The organism is Paenirhodobacter sp. CAU 1674, assembly GCF_029222945.1.
Lineage (GTDB): Bacteria > Pseudomonadota > Alphaproteobacteria > Rhodobacterales > Rhodobacteraceae > Rhodobacter.
Genome location: NZ_JARHUH010000002.1, coordinates 58,340 through 83,272 on the forward strand (window position 1 = coordinate 58,340; position 24,933 = coordinate 83,272).

The window sequence follows — 24,933 nt, forward strand, 5'->3', positions numbered from 1 at the left end:
CTTTGCCATGGCGGCGGCCGTGGCCGTATTGGGCGGCTGCGTCGGGGGGACGCCATTTCCTTCGGGGCGTTCGCCGTTCTCGATGAACGAGGTCGGCGATCTGACCCCCGGCAAACCCGGCACCACGGCGCAAACCTCGCTCATCATCGCGGATCTGTCGGCGCGGCGTTCGGTGCTGCCTGCCTCCGGGGCCTATGCGCAGGTGTCGCAGGCGGTGCTGGAGGCGTCGAAAGGCAGCGCACAGGCCGAGCTGCGTGTGGCGCGGCTGACGGCGCAGGCCAAGTCGAAGAACTGGTTGCCGCAGATCGGCCCGACCGTCAGCCTGACCACCCTGGGGGATCTGGCGACGCAGCTGGTGCTGGAACAGGTGCTGTTCGACAATGGCGGCAAGAAGGCCGAGCGCGACCATGCCGCGGCGGATGTCGAGGTGGCGGCGGTCGCCCTGTCCGCCGAGATGAACGACACCGTGCATGACGGTCTGCGGTATTACGTTTCGGGTCTGAAGGCGCGCGAGCAGGCGACGGTGGGCATGCGGGCGGCCGCGCGGATCGGCGACTATGACCGGATCATGCGCGAGCGTGTCAAAGGCGGGCTGTCGGACATGTCCGAGGCCCGCGTTCTGGCGCAGAAGCTGGCCGAGATGCAGGCGATTGCCGCAGCCGACAGCGACGCGGCGGCCACCGCAAGGGCACAGCTGCAGGCGATGACGGTGCGGGATCTGGGCACGCTGAGCGGGCTGGACGATTTCGATCTGCCGGTTCCGGCGCCTGAACCGCTGAGCGTGAAACGGGCCGAAGGCGAGAAGGCGCGCACAATTGCCGAGGCCCGGATGGCACGGGCGGGGCATTTGCCGGCACTGAGCGCCAGCGCAAGCGCGGGGTCAGGCAAGCCCGACATCGGTCTTGCACTGGGCACCAGCCAGTTGCTGGGGATCGGCACCGCCGACACGCTGGCCGCGCTTGATGCCACGCAGGACGCCGCCGGCGCCCGGGTCGAAACCGCCCGGCAAGAGGCCGGGCAGCGGCTTGCCGCGCTCGATGCGCGGTTGCGCGCCCTGCAGGCACAACAGACGCGCGATGCGGCCGTCGTGGCACAGAGCGGTGCCGGGCTGGAGATGTTCACCGAACAATACCGGATGGGGCGGCGCACGCTGATGGAGCTGGTGACTGCCTGTGAAAACCTCGCCGCGATGGAACGCGCGCAGGTCGGGCTGAAATACGATATCGCGTTGATCAAGCTGGAAATGGCGCGAGAGCACGGGATATTGGTGAATGGTAGCAGCATTTAACAAGGTGTAGGGGTTCTTGTCTGACCGGATCATAGCGTTCGACATCAACGCGGCCCGTGTCAGCGGGGCGGCGGATGGCGCGTTGCCCCGGCCCATGACCCCACCGCCCGCCACCGGGACGCGCACATCGGGCCGGGCCAGGGCGCGTGCTGAACTGGCCTCGGCCTATGCCGGGCTGCTGGGGGCCGAGGTGCCTGCCGCCGACATTCTGGAACAGATGCTTCTGGCGGTGGGCGAGGCAAGCGCGGCCGACACCGGCGGGCCGACGGACACTATCCTGCCCGAACATATCGCGGCGGTGCTGCGGGTCGCGGGGATGACCGCCAGCGTCGAAACCATCGACCAGCTGACCCCCGGACAGTGGCCTGCGCTGGCACAGATGACCTCGGGGCAGATGGTCCTGGTGGTGGGCCAGGAGGGCGACACGCTTTTCGTCTATGACAAGACCTGCGCCGATCAGCGTGCCGAGGTGCCGCTGGGGGATTTCGTGCCCCATTTTTCAGGGCGGATCATCCGGGCGCGCACCTCGTTGCGGACGCTGGAAGAACGCCACAAGGTCACGGCTGCGCGCGCGCATTGGTTCTGGGGGGCGTTTCGCGCGCAGCGCCGCGCCTTTGCCGAGGTGGCGCTGGGATCGCTGTTTGCCAATATTCTGGCGGTTGCGGTCGCGATGTTCAGTCTGCAGGTCTATGACCGGGTGATCCCGCACAAATCCGAAGCCACGCTCTGGGTTCTGGCGGGGGGCGCGCTTCTGGCGCTGGTGTTGGAGATGGCGCTGAAACTGGCGCGTTCGGGCCTGATGGACATGGCCGGGCGCAAGATCGAGCTTGGCGTGCAGAAACTGCTGATGGAACGGCTTTTGGGGATGAAGGCCGCGCCGGGCAAACGCGCGCCCAGCCAGTTGTTTTCCGCGATGCGCGAATTCGGATCGGTGCGCGAGTTCTTCACCGCCTCGACGATTGGCACGCTGGCCGATATCCCGTTCATCTTCGTGTTTCTGGCGCTGGTTGCCAGCATCGGGGGCAATCTGGTCTGGGTGCTGGTCGGGGGTGCGGTGCTAATGGTGGCGCCAGGTTTCCTGTTCCAGAAGCGGATGATCGCGCTGACACAATCGACGCAGGGCGCCTCGGCGCGGGCCTCGCGGTTGCTGCACGAAGCGATCTACGAACATGAAACGGTCAACACCGCCCGCGGGCAGGATCGATTCAAGCGGATCTGGGAAGAGCTGACGACCCTGTCGGCGGTCAAAAGCAGCGAACAGCGCAAGCTGAGTTCGGTGCTGACCTATTGGGCGCAGATGGTGCAGCAGGCGACCTATATCACCGCGGTCGTGATCGGCACCTACAAGGTGTTCGCGGGCGAATTCACCGTGGGCGCGATCATCGCCATCGGCATCCTGACCTCGCGCACGCTGGCGCCGCTGACGCAACTGGCGGGCACGCTGGCGCGCTGGTCGAATGTGAAAGGCGCATTGCAAGGGCTGGATGCGATCGCCGGCGCCGAGCAGACGCAGGCCGAGGACCGGTCCTATCTGCGCGCCGCACGGATCGCAGGCGAATTCGAGCTGCGCCAGATCGATTTCAAATACGATGCCGAGGGCGCGACCACCGTCGACATTCCCGCGTTGCGCATTCCCGCCGGGCAGCGGGTGGCGGTGCTGGGGGCCAATGGCTCTGGCAAGTCGACGCTGCTGAAACTGCTGGCCGGGATTTACGAGCCGCAGGGCGGGCGCATCTTGCTGGATGGTGTCGACATCGGCCAGTTGCACCCTCGCGATCTGCGCCGCTCGGTGGGCTACCTCAGTCAAGATGTGCGGCTGTTTTCCGGCACGCTACGCGACAACCTGAACCTGACCCAGCTGGAACGCGACGAAGAGCGGCTGTTCAGTGCGCTGGATTTCGCCGGGCTCGGGCCTTTCGTGCGCAGCCATCCGCGCGGGCTGGACCTGATGCTGGGCGATGGCGGCGAGGGGCTGTCGGTCGGGCAGCGCCAGTCGATCGGCTGGGCGCGGCTGTGGTTGCAGGACCCGAGCGTGGTGATCCTGGACGAGCCGACCGCAGCGCTGGACACCACGCTGGAAACGACGCTGGTCAGCCGCCTGGACGGATGGCTGGCCGGGCGCACGGCGGTTATCGCGACGCATCGCGTGCCGATCCTGGCGCTGACCACGCGCACGCTGATCCTGCAAAACGGCCGGATGGCGGTGGACGGGCCGCGCGATGCGGTGCTGGCCCATCTGAGCAAGGCCAAGGCGGGGGGGACGCAATGAGCACGATCGACCCGGCCGCGCTGAGCACCCGCACCCGGCGGATGAGCCTGACGATCTGGCTGGTGGCGGCGACGGTCATCGTGTTCCTGATCTGGGCCTCGGTCGCCTGGGTCGACCAGATCGTGCGCGGCCCGGGCGAGATCGTGTCCTCGTCCAAACCGCAGATCATCCAGAACCTTGAAGGCGGCATCCTGGCCGAGCTTTATGTCCACGAGGGCGATGTGGTCGAACCGGGCACGGTTCTGGCCCGGCTTCACGGCACGCAATACCAGACCCAGGTCGACGATCTGGAAGCGCAGATCGCGGGGCTCGAAATCCGCCAGTTGCGGCTGGAGGCCGAGATGGCCGGTATCGACGCCTTCGAGGTGAGCGATCTGCAGGACCGGCTGGTGCCGCATATCGTGGCCTCGGAAACGGCTTTGCTGGGCGCACGGCTGCAGGATTTCCGCGCACGCAAATCCGGCGCGGCGGCGGTGATGAAACAGGCGGCGGCCGAGCGCGACCTGCTGGAGAACATGTATCGCAAGGAAGTGGCCCCGCTGATCGAGGTGACCCGTGCGCGCAAGATCTTTTCGGATGCTGAAAAGCAATACAACGAGACGGTGACCAGAACCGAGCTGGAGCGCGCGGCGGACTATTCCGACACGCTGGCCAAGCTGAGCACATTGCGTCAGCAGTTGAAGCTGTCGGAAGATCAACTGGACCGGACGATCCTGGTGTCGCCGCTGCGGGGTATCGTCAACAAGCTGTCGCTCACCACGATCGGTGGCGTCGTGCGGCCGGGCGAAGAGATCCTGCAAATCATCCCGCTGGACGAAGAGATGTTCGTCGAGGCGCGGATCGCGCCCAAGGACATCGCCAATGTGCGGATCGGGCAGGAGGCGACGATCAAGCTGTCGGCCTATGATTACACGATCTACGGCAGCCTTCGGGGGCAGGTGCATTTCGTCTCGGCCGATACGTTCAAGGATGACCGCCGCCCGGATGGCGACCCGCATTACAAGGTGACGCTGCGGGTCGATCTGGCGCATCTGTCCGGGCGCCAGCGCGATCTGGAAATCCGCCCCGGGATGCAGGCCACGGTGGAACTGCACACCGGCGAAAAGACGGTTCTGCAATATTTGCTCAAACCGCTGTATAAATCGCGCGAGGCGCTGCGCGAGCCTTAATCGGCGTTCTGCTTGGCGCCGTCGAATTCGAAGAAGACCGCCGAAACGTCATCGACAAGGTCGCCCGCGGCGAAGGCCTCCAGATCCCAGAAGATCGCGTCCAGAAAGGCCGCGCCCCGCAGCCCGGCGGATTTGCGGATGATCCGTTCCAGGCCCTCTTCGCCCAGCATTGCGCCGGCGGGATCGGCCGCCTCGGTGATGCCGTCCGACATCAGGAACAGCCGGTCGCCGGGCTGCAGCCGGGTGGTGATCGTTTCATACTCGGCGCCCTCGATCAGCCCGACGGGCATGCCGCCATTGCCCAGAAATTCGACCGTGCCATCGGCGCGCTGCACCGCCGGATGCGGATGCCCGGCCTGCACCAGATCGACCTTGCCCGAGATCAGATCGACATCGGCATAGATCAGCGTGAAATAGCTTTCGGTCTGCATTTCATCCAGAACGAGCGCGTTCATATAGGCGGCCAGTTCGCCGGGCGGCAGCGCGTCGTAGATGCCGAATTCGGTCTGCATCAGCGCAATGTTCTGATCGGGCGAGGAGCCGGACAGATAGCCTGCCAGCCGCGCGGTCATCAGTGCCGAGGTGATGCCATGGCCCGATACGTCGATGCCATAGATCCCGACGCGCCGCGCATTGATCGGGAAGAACCCGACCAGATCGCCGCCGACATGACCCGAAGGGCGCAGCATCAGCGACACCTCGGCATTGCCGAAGCTGCGGTGACGCTCCTTTATCAGGCTTTGCTGCAGTTTGCAGGCCTCGGTCAGATCGCGGTCGATCACGTCGTAAAGCCCCTGCAATTCGGTCAGGGTCGAGGACAGCAGGCGATTCTTGTCTTTCAGTTCGCGTTCCATGTGCAGGATGCGTTCGCCGGCCGACAGGCGCGCGCGCAATTCGTCGCCGTTGACGGGTTTGGACAAAAAATCGTCGGCGCCACTTTGCAGCCCCTCTGTCACCTCGTTCTTTTCGGTTTTCGAGGTCAGCAGCACGAAATAGCCGTAGCCCGCACGATCCATCTTGCGAAAGGCGCGGCAGAAATCGAGCCCGGACATGCCCGGCATCACCCAGTCGGACAGCACGATGTCGGGTTCGCAGGTCTGACAGATCGCCAGCGCCTCCTCGGCAGAGCCCGCCTCGATCACCTCATAGCCCGAGCGTGACAATTGCGCCGAGAGGATGCGGCGTTGCATCCGGCTGTCATCCACCACCAGAACCCGTCGGGAACCCACGGTTCCGGGGCTGGCCCCGGAGAGGTCACGTTGAGGCAGGTTTTCAAGCACAGGGGGCCGCATGGTAAGATTACACTCCGGTCATCTTCGGGGCTTTGGCTTAACATCCCGTGAATGGGGTCACGGCAGAGGAATTAAAGCTTCGGAAATCTTTGCGCCTTACCGTGGACGGCGGTGAAGGCTCGCCGAAAAGTGGAGGTGGAGATGATTGATTGGGAGCGGGTCGCCGAGTTGCGATCTGAAATCGGCGCGGAGGGGTTTGCCGAAGTGCTGGAGCTGTTTCTGGATGAGGTCGAGGGTGTTGTGATGCGGCTCGGGTCGCGAACCGACAAGCTGGAGGACGATCTGCATTTCCTCAAGGGATCGGCGTGGAACCTGGGATTCCGGGATTTTGGTGCGATGTGTCAGGATGGCGAACGTCGCTCTGCCGCCGGACATGCCGCAGAGGTTGACACCTCGGCCATCATCTCTTGCTACGGGGCCTCGAAACAGGTGTTCATGGCGCGTGCCGATGAGTTTTGCGATGCCGCCTGAGCGGCTCAGATCAGGAACTCGGCCAGCGCTTCGTCATCGGTAATATCGCGATAGCTGAACCCGGCGGCATCAAGCTGTCGGGTCAGCGCGGGGAAATTCTCTGCCGCCTTGGTCTCGATCCCGATCAGGACAGAGCCGAAGTTGCGCGCCGATTTCTTGAGGTATTCGAACCGCGCGATGTCGTCCTCTGGGCCCAGCATCTGCAGGAATTCGCGCAACGCGCCCGGACGCTGCGGCATCCGCAGGATGAAGTATTTCTTCAGCCCCGAAAACCGCTGGGCCCGTTCCTTGACTTCCGGCAGTCGCTCGAAATCGAAGTTCCCGCCCGAGGTGACGCAAACGACGGTCTTGCCGTGGATCTCGTCGGCCAGTTCGGGCAGCACGTCGACCGACAGCGCGCCGGCGGGCTCCAGCACGATCCCCTCGACGTTCAGCAATTCCAGCATCGTCACGCAGATCCGGTCTTCGGGCGCGCGCAGGATCATTTCGGGGCGCACCCAGTCGAGCCGCGCGAAGGGCAGTGCGCCGATCCGCGCCACCGCGGCACCGTCCACGAAACTGTTGACCTGTTTGAGCGTGACCGGCGCACCGGCGGCGACGGCGGCGGTCAGGCTGGCACCACCCAGCGGCTCGACGAAACGATAGCTGGTCTGCGGCGCCGTGGCCCGCAGATAGCCGGTCACCCCCGCGGCCAGCCCGCCACCGCCCACCGGCAGGATCACCAGATCGGGCGCGCGCCCCAGCTGATCCAGGATCTCGACCCCGACCGAGGCCTGCCCCTCGATCACATCGGCATCGTCGAAGGGGGCCAGGAAATGCGCGCCCGCCTGCGTGCAGTAGGCCTGGCTTGCCGCCAGGGTCTGATCGAAATAATCGCCCGTCAGCCTGATCTCGATCGCATCGCCGCCAAACACCTTGGTCTTGTCGATCTTTTGCTGCGGCGTCGTCACCGGCATGAAGATCGTGCCCTTCACGCCGAAATGACGGCAGGCAAAGGCCACGCCCTGTGCGTGGTTGCCCGCACTGGCACAGACGAAATGATCGGCGCCCGGGTCTGCCGCGCGCAGCTTGCGCATCGCGGTGAAGGCGCCGCGGATCTTGTAGCTGCGCACCGGCGTCAGGTCTTCGCGTTTCAGCCAGATATCGGCGCCATAGCGCGCGGACAGATGGTCGTTGCGCTGCAGGGGCGTCGGTTCGAACAACGCACGCAGGGCGCGGGTGGCGGCAAGGGCTTCGAGGGCGAATTGGGTCATGGCCGAGCTTTGGCGCCGCGCGCGGCGCGATGCAAGCCTGAAGGTTGGGCATTGTCTTGTGCGGGATACAATTCTGCACCCCGCCGGGGCACCCGAGCCCTTGAGATACAGGCCAAAACGCACTATGCCCGCCCAAATGCTCAATCTCGGAGGCCCCATGTCTGCTCCCAAGAAAGTCGTGCTTGCCTATTCCGGCGGCCTCGATACCTCGATCATCCTGAAATGGCTGCAAACCGAATACGGCTGCGAGGTGATCACCTTCACCGCCGATCTGGGGCAGGGCGAAGAACTGGAGCCCGCGCGCGCCAAGGCCGAGCTGCTGGGGATCAAGCCCGAAAACATCCACATCGAAGACGTGCGCGAGGAATTCGTGCGCGATTTCGTGTTCCCGATGTTCCGCGCCAATGCGGTGTACGAAGGGCTTTATCTGCTGGGCACCTCGATCGCGCGGCCGCTGATTTCCAAGCGTCTGGTCGAGTTGGCGCATCAGCACGGCGCCGATGCGGTGGCGCATGGCGCGACCGGCAAGGGCAACGATCAGGTGCGGTTCGAACTCAGCGCCTATGCGCTCGATCCCTCGATCCGGGTGATCGCACCCTGGCGGGAATGGGATCTGACCTCGCGCACCAAGCTGCTGGAATTCGCCGAGCAGAACCAGATCCCGATCGCGAAAGACAAGCGCGGCGAGGCGCCGTTCTCGGTCGATGCGAACCTTCTGCACACCTCGTCCGAGGGCAAGGCGCTGGAAAACCCCGCGCAAGAGGCGCCCGATTACGTCTATCAGCGCACCGTGAACCCCGAAGATGCGCCCGATACCCCCGAATATGTCGAGATCACCTTCGAGCGCGGCGATGCGGTGGCGATCAATGGCGAAGCGATGTCGCCGGCCACGATCCTGACCAAGCTGAACGAGCTGGGCGGCAAGCATGGCATCGGCCGTCTGGACTTCGTCGAGAACCGCTTCGTCGGGATGAAATCGCGCGGCATCTATGAAACCCCCGGCGGCACCGTCCTGCTGGAGGCGCACCGCGGGATCGAACAGATCACTCTGGACGCCGGTTCGGGCCATCTGAAAGACAGCCTGATGCCGCGCTACGCCGAGCTGATCTATAACGGCTTCTGGTTCAGCCCCGAGCGCGAGATGCTGCAGGCGCTGATCGACAAATCGCAAGAGAATGTCACGGGCACCGTGCGGCTGAAGCTCTACAAGGGCTCGGTGCAGTGCGTCGGCCGCTGGTCGGAGTATTCGCTTTACTCCGAGGCGCATGTGACCTTCGAAGACGATGCCGGCGCCTATGACCAGAAAGACGCGGCGGGCTTCATCCGCCTGAACGCGCTGCGCCTGAAACTGATCGCCACCCGCAACGCCCGGGTGAAGAAATGAGCGTCCGGGCCGCCATTGTCACCGTTTCCGACCGCGCAAGCCGCGGCGAATACGAGGACAAGGGCGGCCCCGGCTGCGAAGACTGGCTGCGCGGCGTGGTGACCTCGCCGCTGGCCATCACCCGTCACATCATCCCCGACGGGCGCGAAAGCGTGGCGGCGATGCTGCGTCAACTGGTGACGGAACAGGCCGATCTGATCCTCGTCACCGGCGGCACCGGCCCTGCACCGCGCGACGAAACGCCCGAGGGCGCGGCCGATGTGATCGAAAAGGAACTGGCAGGCTTTGGCGAGGAAATGCGCCGCGCCAGCCTGCTGGAGGTGCCGACCGCGATCCTGTCGCGCCAGAGTGCCGGGGTCGCCGGGAAAAGCCTGATCATCACGCTGCCGGGCAAACCCAGTGCCATCGCGACCTGCCTGAATGCGGTGTTCGCGGCGGTGCCCTATTGCCTCGATCTGATCGGCGCGGGCCGGATCGAAACCGACCCGGCAAAGATCGTGGCCTTCCGCCCGAAGGCGAAGTAGCTTTTCTTATTCTTTCTGGCCCAAATATCCCCCGCGGAGCGTTCCGCGGGTGCCGTTGCAGCCTCCGGCGGGGATATTTTGGCCAGAAAGAAGGATCAGCGTTTCACACTGGCGGTGACGTAATTCACCGACAGATCGCGGTCTGACAGTGACCAGCGCCAGCTGATCGGGTTGAACACCATCCCCTTGCGATCCACGGCATCCAGCCCGGATTTGCCGATCAGGGCGGCCAGTTCGTCGGGGGTGATGAATTTATGCCATTCATGGGTGCCGCGCGGCAGCCAGCGCATCACCTGCTCGGCGCCGATGATCGCCACCAGATAGCTTTTGGCGTTGCGGTTCAGCGTCGAGCACAGCAGCAGCCCGCCCGGTTTCAGAAGGCCCGCGCAGGTATCCATGAAGCCCTGCGGATCGGCGACATGTTCGATGATCTCCATCGCCAGAACCACGTCGAACTGTTCGCCCGCCTCGGCCAGGGTTTCGGCGGCGCAATGGCGATAGTCAATGTCCAGGCCCGATTGTTCGGCATGCAGCCGCGCCACCGGGATATTGCCGCCCGCCGCATCGGCGCCAATGACGGTCGCGCCAAGCCGTGCCATCGGTTCGGACAAGAGGCCGCCCCCGCAGCCGATATCAAGCAGCCGCAGCCCGTCAAACGGGCGCGGGGCCTTCAGGTCGCGTCCGAATTGCGCGGCGATTTGCGTGGTGATGTAGTCCAGCCGGCAGGGGTTGAGCATATGCAGCGGCTTGAACTTGCCGTTCGGGTCCCACCATTCGGCGGCCATTGCCTCGAATTTCGCCACTTCGGCCGGGTCGATGGTGTTTGTTGCGTTTTGCATGGCTTCCTCGAAACTTCTGGTGCGCCCCCCGTGGCGGGCGCCGCTTTCCCGTTATATAGTCGGATCATGGACAGAACCGCAGGGCAAAAGCGCACATCGGGCGCCTTTCTTTACCCGCCGATCGAGCCCTTCGATCAGCGCATGCTTGATATGGGCGATGGTCACCGGATCTATGTGGAGCAGTCGGGCCATCCGCAGGGCCAGCCGGTGGTGGTGTTTCATGGCGGGCCGGGGGGCGGCTGCAGCCCGGCGATGCGGCGCTATTTCGACCCGAAGCATTACCGCGTGATCCTGTTCGATCAGCGCGGCTGCGGGCTGTCGAAGCCGCACGCCTCGGTCACCAATAACACGACCTGGCATCTGGTTGCCGATGTGGAACGAATTCGCGAGACTTTCGGGATTCGCGACTGGATCGTGTTTGGCGGCAGCTGGGGGGCGACTCTGGCGCTGATCTATGCCGAAACCCACCCCGAGCGGGTGCAGGGGCTGGTGCTGCGTGGCGTGTTTCTGGCCGAGCAGAGCGAGTTGAACTGGTTCTACGGGGGCGGCGCCGGGCAATTCTTTCCCGACCTGTGGGACGGGTTCTGCCGCCCGATTCCGCAAGATGAGCAGCACGATCTGATTGGCGCCTATCACAAACGTCTGTTTTCGGGCGATTACGCGGAAGAGGCGCGCTATGCCCGGCACTGGGCGATGTGGGAAAATGCCCTGGCCTCGGTCGAGTTCGACGGGCTGCCCGGCGAGGCGCCGCCCGATTACGCGCGCGCCTTCGCGCGGCTGGAAAACCATTATTTCATCAACCGCGCCTTTCTGGAGGAAGACGGCCAGATCCTGCGCGACCGGCACCGGATCGAGCATATTCCGGCGATTATCGTGCAGGGGCGGATGGACATGATCTGCCCGCCGGTCTCGGCCTGGCGTCTGTCGCAGGGGTGGCGGCGGGCCGCGCTGCGGATCGTTCCGGCGGCGGGGCACGCGCTGAGCGAGCCGGGAATCACCGCGGCCCTGGTTGCCGCGATGGACGAGCTGCGCCGCTGAGCAACTGCAGGCTTGCAGAACGGCGTGCTTTGGCCTATATCCCCCCTCAACAGCGGCGCGTGAGGGTCCAAACCTGACGCCCACCGGGAAATATCGACGGGCCGCGCGGCCCGTTTTTTTGTTTTGAAGGATCGGAACAATGACCGACCTGATCGCCAAGACCGCGATTGACCGGCGCCTTGCCGAAATCGTCACCCCCACCATCGAGGGGCTGGGATTCGAACTGGTGCGCATCCGTTTGCAGGGCGGCAAGACCGCCACGCTGCAGATCATGGCCGACCGTCCCGAAGGCGGCATCGTCGTGGATGACTGCGCCAGGATCTCGACCGCCGTTTCGGCGGTGCTGGATGTCGAAGACCCGATCGAAGACAATTATCACCTTGAAGTGTCGTCCCCCGGCATCGACCGCCCGCTGACCCGGTTGAAGGATTTCGACGTCTGGGAAGGTTATGAGGCGAAGATCGAGACTTCGGAGCCGATCGACGGGCGCCGCCGCTTCAAGGGCATCGTGCGCGGCACCGAAGGCGACGAAGTGCTGATCGAGATTGAAGAGAAGGGCGAACAGGTCACAATCGGCCTGCAGTTCGACTGGCTCTCGGATGCGAAACTTGTGCTGACCGACGAACTGATCGACGAGATGCTGCGCCAGAAGAAGGCGTCCGGCGCGATCGACGAAGACCAGTTCGACGAGATCGAAACCGAAGATACCGATTCCCCCGACGAGGAGACCTGAGAGATGGCAATCACCTCTGCCAACCAGCTGGAACTTCTGCAGACGGCCGAAGCCGTCGCGCGCGAGAAGATGATCGACCCGGATCTGGTGATCCAGGCGATGGAAGACAGTCTCGCCCGTGCTGCGAAGTCGCGTTATGGCGCCGAGATGGACATCCGCGTGAGCATCGACCGCAAGACCGGCCGCGCCACCTTTACCCGGGTGCGCACCGTCGTCGAGGATGACGCCGTCGAGAACTATCAGGCCGAACTGACCGTCGCGCAGGCGAAGCAGTATCTGGCCGATCCGAAGGTCGGCGACGAGATCGTGGACGAGGTTCCGCCCGTGGATCTGGGCCGGATCGCCGCGCAATCGGCCAAGCAGGTGATCTTGCAGCGCGTGCGCGAAGCCGAGCGTGACCGTCAGTTCGACGAATTCAAGGATCGCAAGGGCACGATCATCAACGGCGTCGTCAAGCGCGAGGAATACGGCAATATCATCGTCGATATCGGCCGTGGCGAGGCGATCCTGCGCCGCAATGAAAAGATCGGCCGTGAAAGCTATCGTCCGAACGACCGCATTCGCGCCTATATCAAGGACGTGCGCCGTGAAACCCGTGGCCCGCAGGTCTTCCTGTCGCGGACCGATCCGCAGTTCATGGCCGAGCTGTTCAAGATGGAAGTGCCGGAAATCTATGACGGCATCATCGAGATCAAGGCCGTGGCCCGTGACCCGGGTTCGCGCGCGAAGATCGCCGTGATCTCGAACGACAATTCGATCGACCCGGTCGGTGCCTGCGTCGGTATGCGCGGATCGCGCGTGCAGGCCGTGGTGGGCGAGCTGCAGGGCGAGAAGATCGACATCATTCCGTGGAACGAAGATCAGGCGACTTTCCTGGTGAACGCGCTGCAACCGGCCGAAGTGTCGAAAGTGGTGATCGACGAGGAAGCCGGCAAGATCGAGGTCGTGGTGCCTGATGAACAGCTGTCGCTCGCCATCGGCCGTCGGGGCCAGAACGTGCGTCTGGCAAGCCAGCTGACGGGGCTCGACATCGACATCCTGACCGAAGCCGAGGAATCGCAGCGCCGTCAGGCCGAATTCGCCGAGCGCACCAAGCTGTTCGTCGATGCGCTGGATCTGGACGAATTCTTTGCGCAGCTTCTGGTGGCCGAAGGCTTCACCAACCTGGAAGAGGTCGCCTATGTCGACCTCGACGAGCTGCTGGCGATCGAAGGTGTCGACGAGGGCACTGCGGCCGAACTGCAGGCGCGCGCCCGCGACTATATCGAAGAACAGAACCGCAAGGCCATCGAGGCGGCCAAGGAACTGGGCGTCGAGCAGTCGCTGTTCGATTTCGAAGGGCTGACCCCGCAGATGGTCGAGGCGCTGGCGAAAGATGGCGTGAAGACGCTGGAAGATTTCGCGACCTGTGCCGACTGGGAACTGGCCGGCGGCTGGACCACGGTCAACGGCCAGCGCGTGAAGGACGAAGGCATCCTCGAGAAGTTCGACATGAGCCTTGAGGAAGCGCAGAACCTGATCATGACGGCGCGGATCATGCTGGGCTGGGTCGATCCCTCCGAGCTGGAAGCCGAGTCGGAAGAGACCGAAGAGGAGGCCGAGGAGTAATCCTCGGGGCTGAGCCATGAGCCGTGGGGGCACACGCGTGGAAAAGGGCGAGCCGGAACGGCGCTGCATCGTCACGGGTGACGTGCAGCCCAAGGCCGGGCTTGTGCGCTTCGTGCTGGGCCCCGACGGGCTGATCTATCCCGATCTGGCGGAAAAACTGCCCGGTCGGGGGATCTGGGTCACGGCGGATCGGGCGGCAATCGACCGGGCGGCGGCCAAGGGGCTTTTCGCGCGCGCGGCCCGCGCACCGGCGAAAGTGCCCGAAAATCTGGCCGATCTGGTCGAGCAGGGCCTTGCGCATCGCGTGGTGGAGCTTATCTCCTTGGTGCGCAAGTCCGGTCGCGCGGTGGTCGGGTTTGAAAAGGTGAAGGGCTGGCTGGCCGATGGCCGCGCCAAAGTTTTGCTGCAGGCGTCGGACGGGTCCGACCGCGGCAAGGGCAAGCTCTGGACGCCCGAGGGTGGCCGCTGGTTCGGTTGCCTGACCAGCGCCGAATTGGGTTTGGCTTTCGGTCGCGATCATGCCATACACGGCGCGCTTGCGGCTGGCGGACTCACCCCGCGTGTTATAAGCGAAGCGGCAAGGCTTGCGGGTATGCGCAAGCAGGACGGCGGCCAGACCGCCATGAAGGATATGAAGACGGCATGAGCGATACGGACGGTAAAAAACCCTTGGGTCTTGGCGGCGCGCGCCCCGGTCAGGTGAAGCAGAGCTTCTCTCACGGTCGCACGAAAAGCGTTGTGGTCGAGACGAAACGCAAGAAGGTGGTCGTTCCGAAGCCGAGCGCTGCGGGCGGCAAACCTGCGGGTTCGCCCAGCCTGGGCGACCCTTCGCGGCGCCCTGCCGGGATTTCCGACGCCGAAATGGAACGCCGCCTGAAGGCGTTGCAGGCTGCCAAGGCACGCGAAGCCGAAGAGGCCGCACAGCGTGTGGCCGAAGAAAAGGCCCGCGAAGAAGAGCGGGAGCGCCGTCGCGCCGAGGCCGAGGCCAAGGAGCGTGAGGATCGCGAACGCGAGGAAGCGCTGCGCCTGAAGGCCGAGGAAGACGCCCGCAAGGCCCGCGAGGCCGAGCTGCGCGCGCAGAAGAAGGAAGAGGTCCGCAAGGCACCGGCGAAAGCCGAAGCGCCTGCCGATCCGGCCGCTGCCGAGGCCGCCGCGGCGCGTGCCGCGACCAAGGGTGTCGTGGCGACCGGCCCGCGCAAGACCGACCGTGATCGCGACGAACGCGCGCCGGATCGTGACGCGCGCAATGCCAAGGGCAAGGGCGACGACAACGCGCGCCGCACCGGCAAGCTGTCGCTCTCCGAAGCGCTGCATGGTGGCGAAGGCGGGCGTCAGCGCTCGCTCGCGGCGATGAAGCGCAAGCAGGAAAAAGCGCGCCAGAAGGCGATGGGCTATGGCCAAAGCGCCGAAAAGATGGTGCGCGACGTGCAGCTGCCCGAAACCATCGTGGTTTCCGAGCTGGCCAACCGTATGGCCGAACGGGCCGCCGATGTGGTCAAGGCGCTGATGAAGATGGGCATGATGGTGACCGCCAACCAGACCATCGACGCCGATACCGCCGAACTGGTGATCGAGGAATTCGGCCACAAGGCTGTGCGCGTTTCGGATGCCGACGTCGAGCAGGTGATCGACACCGTCGAGGACAAGCCCGAAGATCTGCAAACCCGCCCGCCGATCATCACGATCATGGGCCACGTCGACCACGGCAAGACCTCGCTGCTGGACGCGATCCGCAAGGCCAACGTCGTGTCGGGCGAAGCCGGGGGCATTACCCAGCACATCGGGGCCTATCAGGTGACGACCGATTCCGGGGCGGTGCTGACCTTCCTGGATACGCCCGGCCACGCCGCCTTCACCTCGATGCGGGCGCGCGGTGCACAGGTCACCGATATCGTCGTTCTGGTGGTGGCCGCCGATGACGCGGTGATGCCGCAGACGATCGAGGCGATCAACCACGCGAAAGCGGCGAAAGTGCCGATGATCGTGGCGATCAACAAATGCGACAAATACGAGGCGAACCCGCAAAAGGTGCGCACGGATCTGCTGCAGCACGAGGTCGTCGTCGAGGCGATGTCGGGCGATGTGCAGGATGTCGAGGTCTCGGCCAAGACCGGCAAGGGGCTGGATGAGCTGCTGGAAGCCATCGCGCTGCAGGCCGAGGTCCTGGAACTCAAGGCGAACCCGAACCGCGCCGCGCAAGGTGCTGTTATCGAAGCGAAACTCGACGTGGGCCGTGGCCCCGTCGCCACCGTTCTGGTGCAGCACGGCACGCTCAAGCAGGGCGACATTTTCGTCGTCGGCGAGAAATGGGGCAAGGTGCGCGCGCTGATCAACGACCGTGGCGAGCGTGTGACCGAGGCCGGTCCGTCGGTTCCGGTCGAGGTTCTGGGCCTGAACGGCACGCCCGAAGCCGGTGACGTGCTGAACGTGGTCGAGACCGAAGCGCAGGCCCGCGAGATCGCAGATTATCGCGAGCAGACGACCAAGGACAAACGCGCCGCGGCCGGTGCCGCGACCACGCTGGAGCAGCTGATGGCCAAGGCCAAGGCGGATCTGAACGTGGCGGAACTGCCGGTGGTTGTGAAAGCCGACGTGCAGGGTTCGACGGAAGCGATCGTGCAGGCGCTCGAAAAGGTCGGCAACGAAGAGGTGCGCGTGCGCGTCATCCATTCGGGCGTCGGTGCCATCACCGAAAGCGATGTCGGCTTGGCCGAGGCGTCGGGTGCGCCGGTCATCGGCTTCAACGTGCGGGCCAATGCGCCGGCACGGGCCGCCGCGAACCAGAAGGGTGTCGAGATCCGCTATTACTCGATTATCTACGATCTGGTTGACGACATCAAAGCGGCGGCTTCGGGTCTGCTGAAGAACGAGGTGCGCGAGCACTTCATCGGCTATGCGCAGATCAAAGAGGTCTTCAAGGTCTCGGGCGTCGGCAAGGTGGCTGGCTGTATCGTTACCGAAGGCGTTGCGCGCCGTTCGGCCGGTGTCCGGTTGCTGCGCGACGACGTGGTGATCCACGAGGGCACGCTGAAGACGCTCAAACGCTTCAAGGACGAGGTCAAGGACGTCATTTCCGGTCAGGAATGCGGCATGGCTTTCGAGAATTACGAAGATATTCGCCCCGGCGATGTCATCGAGATTTTCGAACGCGAGGAAGTCGAACGCACGCTGTAAAGCCGCGTCGGATCACATCGCAAGAATTTTCATGGGGGCCGAAAGGCCCCCTTGTTCATGGCTGCTGCAGTGTGCGCATGAAAAAGAGGGGCAATTGCCCCCCGTGTAATCAAGATGCGTGTTATATCGCGAGGCTCAGGCGGCCTTCCCGACGACGGGGCGCCCGGCATAGAGTCGGTCATCCACGCGGACAACGATCTTGCCATTTTCCAACTGAGCTTCGAACGTTCCTTGAACGGAAACGCAGCTGCCGACAACGATAGTGCGAAGCATCAGATATCCTCCCAAATCTCATCTGCTTATGAAATTAGTCGCAAAACCTTTACACGGAGTAAATGAAAAAGACACGCATCGGGCTGAATTGGACAAAAAAACTGGCCGAATTGGTCTGTCTTTCTGTCATATCCAGGCATGCAGGATCGGAATCAGCGGCTCGTCCGCGGGGGGCATCGGGTAATCGCGCAGGTTCTGCGCGCGCACCCAGGCCAGGGTCTGCCCTTCGCGCGGAGTTGGCGTGCCTTCCCAGCGGCGGCAGGCGAACAGCGGCATCAGCAGGTGGAAATCGTCGTAGGAATGGCTGGCGAAGGTCAGCGGCGCCAGGCACGAATGATAGGTGTCGATGCCCAGCTCTTCCTTCAGCTCGCGGATCAGCGCGGCTTCGGGGGTTTCGCCGGGCTCTACCTTGCCACCGGGAAATTCCCACAGACCGGCCAGCGATTTGCCCTCGGGGCGCTGCGCCAGCAGGATGCGGCCGTCCACGTCGATCAGCGCAACGGCGGTGACCAGCAACACCCGCCCCGGCGTGGGGGCGGGGGTGCCATCCGGGCCGCAGCCCGCGCTCAAGACCGATAATCCGCATTGATGTCGATGTAGCGATGCGTCAGGTCGCAGGTCCAGACCGATTTCGCGGCCTTGCCCAGCCCCAGATCGACGCCGATCACCAGTTCCTGACCCTTCATATAGGCCGAGGCGGCGTCTTCGTCGTAATCGGGCACGCGCCAGCCGTTCGCCGCCAGAACCATGTCGCCAAACCGGATGGTCAGCCGGTCGCGATCGGCCTTGGCGCCGGACTTGCCCACGGCGGCCACGACGCGGCCCCAGTTCGCATCCTCGCCCGCGATGGCGGTTTTCACCAGCGGCGAGTTGGCGACGGCCATCGCGACCTTATGCGCATCGGCGGCGGTTTCGGCGCCGGTCACGCGGACCTCGACGAACTTGGTCGCGCCCTCGCCATCCTTCACCACCTGATGCGCCAGATCCATCATCACGCTGCGCAGCGCGGCTTCGAAGTCCTTCGCCACCTTGGACCGCAGATCGGTGATCTCGGCGGCCGGGGATTTGCCCGTCGCCGCCAGGATCAGCGCGTCCGAGGTCGAGGTGTCGCTGTCCACGGTGATCGCGTTGAACGTGTCATCCACCTGACGCGACAGCATCTTTTGCAGGTTGCGGGCCGAAATCTTGGCATCGGTAAAGATATAGACCAGCATCGTCGCCATGTTCGGCGCGATCATTCCCGAACCTTTGGCGATGCCCGCAATGCGGATCGTGCCGCCATCACCCGCCACCTCGGCGGCGGCCCCTTTCGGGAAGGTGTCGGTGGTCATGATCGCGCGCGCGGCGGCCTCCATGCCGGCCGGATCGAGCGCGGCGGCCAGATCGCCGACCTTGGCCGTGATCCGTTCATAGGGCAGCGGCTCGCCGATGACCCCGGTAGACGAGGAAAACACGCGGCTTGCCGGCATCCCCAGGGCCGCGGCGACGGCCCCGGTCACGGCATCGACTGCCTCTTGCCCGCCCGCGCCGGTAAAGGCGTTGGCGTTGCCCGAATTCACGATGATCGCCGCGCCGGCGCTTTCATCGGGTTTACCCGCCAATTTGGCCTGACAGTCGAGCACACAGGCCGCACGGGTCGACGAGGTGGTGAACACCCCGGCGATGGTCGCGCCGGGCGCCACGCGCGCCAGCATCACATCGGTGCGGCCGGCATAGCGCACACCGGCCCCGATGGCAGCGAATTCCACGCCCTCGATCACCGGCAAGGCCGGGAAGGAGGCAGGCGCCAGAGGAGAGACGGGCGCGGTCTTCTTGACCTTGGCCGCGACCTCGCCCATCACTTCGGTAACCTCTTCGACCGCCTCGGCGGCCAGATGTTCAAGCTGCGATTTCAGTTTTTTGACCTTGGTCTTGAGCTTCTCGACCTTGGCTTTCAACTCTTTGTCCTGCTTGGCCATGTCCCGCGCCTCCCTTACCGTCACTCGCCCAGAATGCTGTCGTCTTTCAGGATGGCCGGGTCCACGCCCTCGGTCATCTTCTCGACCTTAGCCTTGGCAACCGTCTCGGTCACGCGTTCTTCGACGGCTTTCTGACGCAAATCGCCTTCCAGTTCGGCGCGGACATCGTCGATCGTGGGGGCGGCGGCCAGACGCGATTCAATCAGCTTGACGACGTGCCAGCCGTATTCGGTCTGCACCGGGCCCTTGACCTCGCCATCCTTCATCGCGGCGACCGCTTCGGCGAAGGGTTGCACCATCGCATCCAGCCCGAACCAGCCCAGATCGCCGCCATTGGCCGCGGCACCATCGGTCGATTTCGCCTTGGCGACCTCGGCAAAATCGGCGCCGCCGTCGATCTCGGCCTTCACGGCCTTGGCCTCGTCCTCGGTCGCCACGATGATATGGGCGGCGTGATATTCGCGCGAAGGTTCGGCCGCGGCATATTTCGCCTTGTAGGCATCTTCGATCTGTTCTTCGGTCACGGCCTTCCTGGCCGTGTAATCCAGCAGCGACCCGGCCAGATAGGCGCGGCGGTCGACTTCCAGCGCCAGTTCGTCGCGATGGGTCATCCGGCCTTCGCCGATTTCGGCCAGCGCGGTCTGCTGGATCAGCTGGTCCAGAATGCCGTTGAACAAAACGTCATCGGGCAGTTGCAGGTATTCGGGCGGCAGGCCGTTGCGCACCGTCAGCATGTGGCCAAGGGTGATTTCGGTGCCGTTCACGGTGGCCAGCACGGTATCCACCTTCATTTCCGGCGCCGCCGGTTTCGGGTCTTCGGCGAAAGCGGGGACGCTCAACGCCAGAGAAATCGCCGTGGCGCCCAGAAATTGGATGAGTTTCGGCATCAAAGCCTCTCCTGCAGGGGGCCGCGGCACCCCGCGGCGTTGACACTCAGACGGCCGCCCCTTACATCGCCAAGGGTCTAGTGAAGGCGCCGCCGCCCTTTTTCTCAAGCCGTTCTAGGCGGGGGCGAAGGGCACGGCAAGGCCGCTTGTCACACGATTTGGTCAGACGAACCCGCGGAGAAAACATGCTGGGCCTCGGAACTATCGCGAAAAAGGTCTTCGGCACGCCGAATGATCGCCAGGTGAAGTCGGTGCGTCCGCTGGTCGCCAAGATCAATGCGCTCGAACCCGAGTTCGAGAAGCTGACCGACGATGAAATCAAGGCCAAGACGCGCGAGCTGCAGGCGCGGGCCCAGGGTGGCGAAAGCCTTGATGCGCTGCTGCCCGAGGCCTTCGCCAACTGCCGCGAAGGGGCGCGCCGGGCGCTTGGCCTGCGGGCCTTCGATACGCAGCTGATGGGCGGGATCTTCCTGCACCGCGGCAATATCGCCGAGATGAAAACGGGCGAAGGCAAGACCCTGGTCGCGACCTTCCCGGCCTATCTGAACGCGCTTGCGGGCAAGGGCGTGCATATCGTCACCGTCAACGACTATCTGGCGCGGCGCGATGCGGAATGGATGGGCAAGGTCTATGCCCATCTGGGGCTGACCACCGGCGTTGTCGTTCCCTTCCAGTCCGACGAAGAGAAACGCGCGGCCTATGCCGCCGACGTGACCTATGCCACCAACAACGAGCTGGGCTTCGATTACCTGCGCGACAACATGAAGGGCTCGGTCGAGGAAATGGCGCAGCGCGGTCATTTCTACGCGATCGTCGACGAGGTGGACAGTATCCTCATCGACGAGGCTCGCACGCCGCTGATCATCTCGGGCCCGTCGCAGGACCGCTCGGAGCTGTATAACACGCTCGACAAGTTTATCCCGGAAATCACCGAGGCGCATTTCACCCTGGACGAAAAGGGCCGCAACGCGACCTATACCGAAGAGGGCAACGAATTCCTGGAGCAGCGCCTGCACGAGGCCGGTATCCTGCCCGAGGGCCAGTCGCTCTATGACCCGGAATCGACGACCATCGTCCACCACGTCACCCAGGCCCTGCGCGCGCACAAGCTGTTCCACAAGGACCAGAACTATGTGGTGATGGGGCAGGAAGTCGTGCTGATCGACGAACACACCGGCCGCGCGATGAAGGGCCGCCGTCTGTCGGACGGTCTGCATCAGGCGATCGAGGCGAAAGAGGGGCTGCCGGTGCAGCCCGAGAACGTGACCCTTGCCTCGGTGACCTTCCAGAACTATTTCCGCCTGTATGAGAAACTGGGCGGGATGACCGGCACCGCCGCGACCGAAGCCGAGGAATTCGCCGAGATCTACAAGCTGGGCGTGATCGAGATGCCGACCAACCGCCCGGTGCAGCGGATCGACGAACACGACCGCGTCTATCGCACTGCGCGTGAAAAATACGCCGCCGTGATCGAGGCGCTGAAAGCGGCGCATGCCAAGGGACAGCCGGTTCTGCTGGGCACCACCTCGATCGAGAAATCCGAGATGATTTCCGAAATGCTCAAGGCCGAGGGGATCGCGCATAACGTGCTGAACGCCCGCCAGCATGAACAGGAAGCCAAGATCGTGGCAGATGCGGGCCGTCTGGGTGCGGTGACCATCGCCACCAACATGGCCGGTCGCGGCACCGATATTCAGCTTGGCGGCAACGTCGAGATGAAGGTTCTGGATGAGCTGGCCGCCAACCCCGAGGCGAACCCCGATGAGGTCCGCGCGCGGATCGAAGCCGAACACGCCGAAGAGAAGAAGAAGGTGCTGGAAGCGGGCGGCCTGTTCGTTCTGGCCACCGAACGCCACGAAAGCCGCCGCATCGACAACCAGCTGCGCGGCCGGTCGGGGCGTCAGGGTGACCCGGGGCGCTCGTTGTTCTTCCTGTCGCTGGAAGACGATCTGATGCGCATCTTCGGCTCGGACAAGCTGGAGTCCGTGCTGTCCAAGCTGGGCATGAAGGAAGGCGAAGCGATCATTCACCCCTGGGTGAACAAGTCGCTGGAACGCGCGCAGGCCAAGGTCGAAGGCCGCAACTTCGACATCCGCAAGCAGTTGCTGAAGTTCGACGATGTGATGAACGACCAGCGCAAGGCGATCTTCAGCCAGCGCCGCGAGATCATGGAAGCCGAGGACATCGGCGAAATTGCGCAGGACATGCGCTATCAGGTGATCGACGATCTGGTCGATCAATATGCGCCGCCGAAATCCTATGCCGATCAGTGGGATGTTCCCGGGTTGCATCAGGCCGTGATCGAAGCGCTGAACATGGACCTGCCGATTGCCGAATGGGCCGCAGAAGAGGGCGTCGATCAGGACGTGCTGCGCGAGCGGCTGGAACAGATGACCGACGGCTACATGGCGCAAAAGGCCGAAGGTTTTGGCGCCGATACGATGCGGATGATCGAGAAGCAGGTTCTGCTGCAGACGATCGACACCAAATGGCGCGAACATCTGGTGACGCTGGAGCATCTGCGTTCGGTCGTGGGCTTCCGCGGCTATGCGCAGCGCGATCCGCTTTCAGAATACAAGACCGAGAGCTTCCAGCTGTTCGAAACCATGCTCGACAGTCTGCGCAGCGATGTGACCAAGCGTCTGGCGCAGATCCGGCCGCTGACCGAGGAAGAGCGCGCCGCGATGCAGGCGCAGATGGTGGCCGCCGCCGCGCCGGAGCCGGCCGATGACCCCGCGCCTGCCCCTGCTGCCGCTGCCGTGCCGGGTTTTGACGAATCCGACCCCACCACCTGGGGCAACCCATCGCGCAACGATCCCTGCCCCTGTGGTTCGGGCGAGAAGTTCAAGCACTGCCACGGGCGCCTCGTCTGACTGAAATAGGGCGACAATCAGGCGGCCTCGGAGCGATCCGGGGCCGCTTTCCCATATCTTGTGGTTTTTCGCGCATTTTGGGCGAATTTACGCGATATGGGCGTTAACTATTTGGAAACACTGCCACTTTCCGGTCATCGCTTTGCCCTTTTCGGGGGCTAGACTGGGCCAATGTCAGGGGTGAGTGGAGGCCGCGATGCGACAGATGCGCAATGTGATCATGGTGGGGGCAACCTTCCTGCTGGCCGCCGCCACCGGACATGTAATGCAGACGACAGCGGAAGACGGACTATATGGGGCGGGCGCATCGCTGCCTCGCGCGGCGGCCGCATCGCTGACGATCACCGGCGCGCAGATTGCCAGCGTCGCGGAGCTGCCCCAATTGTCGCAACGCGCCATTGCGCCGGATCTGGGGGCGCCCGCAGTCCCCCGGGATGTGTCGGCGACGGTCGGATTTTCGGGGATCTGTGCGCCGGCTGATTTGAAGGTGCAGGCGGTTGACCATGCCCTTCTGCAGGCTGATTTGCATGCGCCATGCCTCGCGGGTCAGCCCGTCGAGGTGGCGCATGAGGGGCTGCGCTTCACCGCAGTGCTGGATGGGCAGGGCGAGTGGCATGGCCTGCTGCCAGCCCTTGCGACACAGGCGGTTGTGACCGTCCAGATCGCCGGGGGCGCGCAGATCGGCGCCAGTGTGGCGGTGCCGGGCGTCGAGGCGATCAACCGCATTGTCCTGAGCTGGCAGGGCGCGGGTGACATGCATCTGAACGTTTTCGAACGGGGGGCGGGGTTCGGTGATGCCGGGCATATCCATGCCGCCGCGCCGCGCACGCCCGACACGCCGCTGGGGGGCTATCTTCTGGCCTATGGCGATCTGCGGGACGGTGCCAGGGCCGAAGTCTATACGGCACCTGCGACGATGACCGATCTGCGCTTCGAACTTGACGCGCCCGTGGGGCAACACAGCTGCGGGCGCGATCTGGGCGGAGCCCTGCAGCGGGTTCTGGCGGCAACGGCCGAGCCTGCCGCGCGGCTGATCCTGTCACTGCCCGATTGCAGCGATGCCGGCGGGGATGTGGTGATGGCGCTGCCCGATCTGCCGGTTTCGGTGGCCGCGAACTGATTACAGAAAGCCCTGGGCGCGAAAGCTGAGTTCGCGGCTTTTTCCGACGATCAGATGATCGTGCAGCACCAGCCCCAGAACCTGCGCAGCCTGCGCGATCTGTGCGGTCATCGCCAGATCGGAGTCCGAGGGCGTCGGGTCGCCCGAGGGATGGTTGTGCACCAGGATCAGCGCCGAGGCATTCAGTTCCAGCGCACGCTTTATCACCTCGCGCGGATAGACCGGGACGTGATCGACCGTGCCGCGCGCCTGTTCCTCATCGGCGATCAGCACGTTCTTGCGGTCCAGATACAGCACGCGGAATTGCTCGGTTTCGCGATGCGCCATGGTGGTGTGACAGTAATCCAGCAGCGCCTCCCACGAACTGAGCACGGCGCGATGCATCACCTTGGAGCGCGCAAGCCGCTGCGCCGCCGCCTCGACGATCTTCAGTTCCTGCACGACGGCATCGCCAACCCCCGTCACCGCCTGCAACCGTGCGGGCGCGGCAGAAATCACCCGCCCGAAATCGCCGAACGTGTCGATCAGACGCCGCGCCAGGGGTTTGACATCCTGCCGGGGCAGGGCGCGAAACAGGATCAGTTCCAGCAGTTCGTAATCCGGCAGGGCCTGCGCGCCGCCCTGCATGAACCGTTCGCGCAGGCGTTTGCGGTGATCGGTGATATAAGAAGGCAACTTGCCGGGATCAGCCAGCGCAACCGCCAGCGCCTCGTCCGGGTCACCGAACAGGGGCAGTGGGGCTTCGTGAAAGGCGCGGGGCTTGCTCATGCCCTGCACTGT

20 protein-coding genes are annotated in these 24,933 nt (G+C 64.3%); 13 read left to right on the forward strand and 7 right to left on the reverse strand.

Translation table 11 applies throughout. The annotated features are described in order from the left end of the window. Window positions 1-7 precede the first annotated feature (7 nt). From P2G62_RS02440 to P2G62_RS02450, 3 genes are all read left to right on the forward strand, one after another. Window positions 8-1,288 carry a TolC family protein gene (locus P2G62_RS02440; protein ID WP_275733278.1) on the forward strand — a complete coding sequence of 427 codons (1,281 nt, stop codon included), beginning with the start codon at window positions 8-10 and terminating at the stop codon, window positions 1,286-1,288. Between the two features lie 94 nt (window positions 1,289-1,382). After that, on the forward strand, window positions 1,383-3,557 hold the full coding sequence (locus P2G62_RS02445) for an ATP-binding cassette domain-containing protein (protein WP_275733279.1): 2,175 nt from the start codon (window positions 1,383-1,385) through the stop codon (window positions 3,555-3,557). After that, window positions 3,554-4,726 (forward strand): HlyD family efflux transporter periplasmic adaptor subunit, encoded by a 1,173-nt coding sequence (locus P2G62_RS02450; protein ID WP_275733280.1) that lies wholly within the window; start codon window positions 3,554-3,556, stop codon window positions 4,724-4,726. The genes P2G62_RS02445 and P2G62_RS02450 overlap by 4 nt, the downstream gene beginning before the upstream one ends. Here the strand turns inward: P2G62_RS02450 and P2G62_RS02455 are convergent. Beyond that, window positions 4,723-6,018, reverse strand: a complete 1,296-nt coding sequence (locus tag P2G62_RS02455) for a fused response regulator/phosphatase (RefSeq protein ID WP_275733281.1) — start codon at window positions 6,016-6,018, stop codon at window positions 4,723-4,725. The genes P2G62_RS02450 and P2G62_RS02455 overlap by 4 nt on opposite strands. A gap of 141 nt (window positions 6,019-6,159) precedes the next feature. Between P2G62_RS02455 and P2G62_RS02460 the strand changes: the two genes are divergently transcribed. After that, window positions 6,160-6,489, forward strand: a complete 330-nt coding sequence (locus P2G62_RS02460) for an Hpt domain-containing protein (protein ID WP_275733282.1) — start codon at window positions 6,160-6,162, stop codon at window positions 6,487-6,489. Window positions 6,490-6,494: 5 nt separating this feature from the next. Here P2G62_RS02460 and ilvA read toward each other — a convergent pair whose 3' ends face one another. Beyond that, window positions 6,495-7,742, reverse strand: a complete 1,248-nt coding sequence (ilvA, locus tag P2G62_RS02465) for a threonine ammonia-lyase IlvA (protein WP_275733283.1) — start codon at window positions 7,740-7,742, stop codon at window positions 6,495-6,497. Window positions 7,743-7,899: 157 nt separating this feature from the next. Between ilvA and P2G62_RS02470 the strand changes: the two genes are divergently transcribed. Together P2G62_RS02470 and mog are read left to right on the forward strand one after the other, a co-directional pair. After that, on the forward strand, window positions 7,900-9,126 hold the full coding sequence (locus tag P2G62_RS02470) for an argininosuccinate synthase (RefSeq protein WP_275733284.1): 1,227 nt from the start codon (window positions 7,900-7,902) through the stop codon (window positions 9,124-9,126). After that, a complete protein-coding gene (gene mog, locus P2G62_RS02475) occupies window positions 9,123-9,650 on the forward strand; it encodes a molybdopterin adenylyltransferase (protein ID WP_275733285.1) in 528 nt (175 codons plus the stop codon). Before P2G62_RS02470 ends, mog begins: the two co-directional genes overlap by 4 nt. Before the next feature lie 95 nt (window positions 9,651-9,745). Here the strand turns inward: mog and ubiG are convergent, their stop codons facing one another. Further along, complete coding sequence (gene ubiG, locus P2G62_RS02480) at window positions 9,746-10,489, reverse strand: bifunctional 2-polyprenyl-6-hydroxyphenol methylase/3-demethylubiquinol 3-O-methyltransferase UbiG (RefSeq protein ID WP_275733286.1); 744 nt, start codon at window positions 10,487-10,489, stop codon at window positions 9,746-9,748. Window positions 10,490-10,555: 66 nt separating this feature from the next. Here ubiG and pip point away from each other — a divergent pair, with 66 nt between their 5' ends. The 5 genes from pip (at window position 10,556) to infB (ending at window position 17,042) form a co-directional block, all read left to right on the forward strand. Next, the gene (pip, locus tag P2G62_RS02485) at window positions 10,556-11,527 is read left to right on the forward strand and encodes a prolyl aminopeptidase (RefSeq protein ID WP_275733287.1); all 972 of its coding nucleotides are present in this window, start codon (window positions 10,556-10,558) and stop codon (window positions 11,525-11,527) included. A gap of 139 nt (window positions 11,528-11,666) precedes the next feature. Next, window positions 11,667-12,260, forward strand: a complete 594-nt coding sequence (gene rimP, locus P2G62_RS02490) for a ribosome maturation factor RimP (RefSeq protein WP_275733288.1) — start codon at window positions 11,667-11,669, stop codon at window positions 12,258-12,260. 3 nt (window positions 12,261-12,263) lie between these two features. After that, window positions 12,264-13,868 carry a transcription termination factor NusA gene (gene nusA / locus P2G62_RS02495; RefSeq protein WP_275733289.1) on the forward strand — a complete coding sequence of 535 codons (1,605 nt, stop codon included), beginning with the start codon at window positions 12,264-12,266 and terminating at the stop codon, window positions 13,866-13,868. A 16-nt stretch (window positions 13,869-13,884) separates the two neighbouring features. Then, window positions 13,885-14,514: an RNA-binding protein gene (locus P2G62_RS02500; protein WP_275733290.1), complete on the forward strand. Its 630-nt coding sequence runs from the start codon at window positions 13,885-13,887 to the stop codon at window positions 14,512-14,514. Continuing rightward, window positions 14,511-17,042, forward strand: a complete 2,532-nt coding sequence (gene infB, locus P2G62_RS02505; RefSeq protein ID WP_275733291.1) for a translation initiation factor IF-2 — start codon at window positions 14,511-14,513, stop codon at window positions 17,040-17,042. Before P2G62_RS02500 ends, infB begins: the two co-directional genes overlap by 4 nt. Before the next feature lie 399 nt (window positions 17,043-17,441). Here the strand turns inward: infB and mutT are convergent, their stop codons facing one another. From mutT to P2G62_RS02520, 3 genes are read right to left on the reverse strand one after another with little or no spacing between them, the layout of a single operon-like run. Beyond that, window positions 17,442-17,885 carry an 8-oxo-dGTP diphosphatase MutT gene (mutT, locus tag P2G62_RS02510; protein WP_275733292.1) on the reverse strand — a complete coding sequence of 148 codons (444 nt, stop codon included), beginning with the start codon at window positions 17,883-17,885 and terminating at the stop codon, window positions 17,442-17,444. Beyond that, on the reverse strand, window positions 17,882-19,273 hold the full coding sequence (gene argJ, locus P2G62_RS02515; protein ID WP_275733293.1) for a bifunctional glutamate N-acetyltransferase/amino-acid acetyltransferase ArgJ: 1,392 nt from the start codon (window positions 19,271-19,273) through the stop codon (window positions 17,882-17,884). The genes mutT and argJ overlap by 4 nt, the downstream gene beginning before the upstream one ends. A 20-nt stretch (window positions 19,274-19,293) precedes the next feature. Continuing rightward, entirely contained in the window at window positions 19,294-20,160 is an 867-nt protein-coding gene (locus tag P2G62_RS02520; protein WP_275733294.1) for a peptidylprolyl isomerase, read from the reverse strand. Between the two features lie 185 nt (window positions 20,161-20,345). On the opposite strand from P2G62_RS02520, the gene secA reads away from it, so the two are divergent. Both secA and P2G62_RS02530 read left to right on the forward strand, forming a co-directional pair. After that, window positions 20,346-23,033 carry a preprotein translocase subunit SecA gene (gene secA / locus P2G62_RS02525; RefSeq protein ID WP_275733295.1) on the forward strand — a complete coding sequence of 896 codons (2,688 nt, stop codon included), beginning with the start codon at window positions 20,346-20,348 and terminating at the stop codon, window positions 23,031-23,033. A 196-nt stretch (window positions 23,034-23,229) separates the two neighbouring features. After that, entirely contained in the window at window positions 23,230-24,153 is a 924-nt protein-coding gene (locus P2G62_RS02530; protein ID WP_275733296.1) for a hypothetical protein, read from the forward strand. On the opposite strand, the gene radC is transcribed toward P2G62_RS02530, so the two are convergent. Next, on the reverse strand, window positions 24,154-24,921 hold the full coding sequence (gene radC / locus P2G62_RS02535; protein WP_275733297.1) for a DNA repair protein RadC: 768 nt from the start codon (window positions 24,919-24,921) through the stop codon (window positions 24,154-24,156). Between the last annotated feature and the right edge of the window lie 12 nt (window positions 24,922-24,933).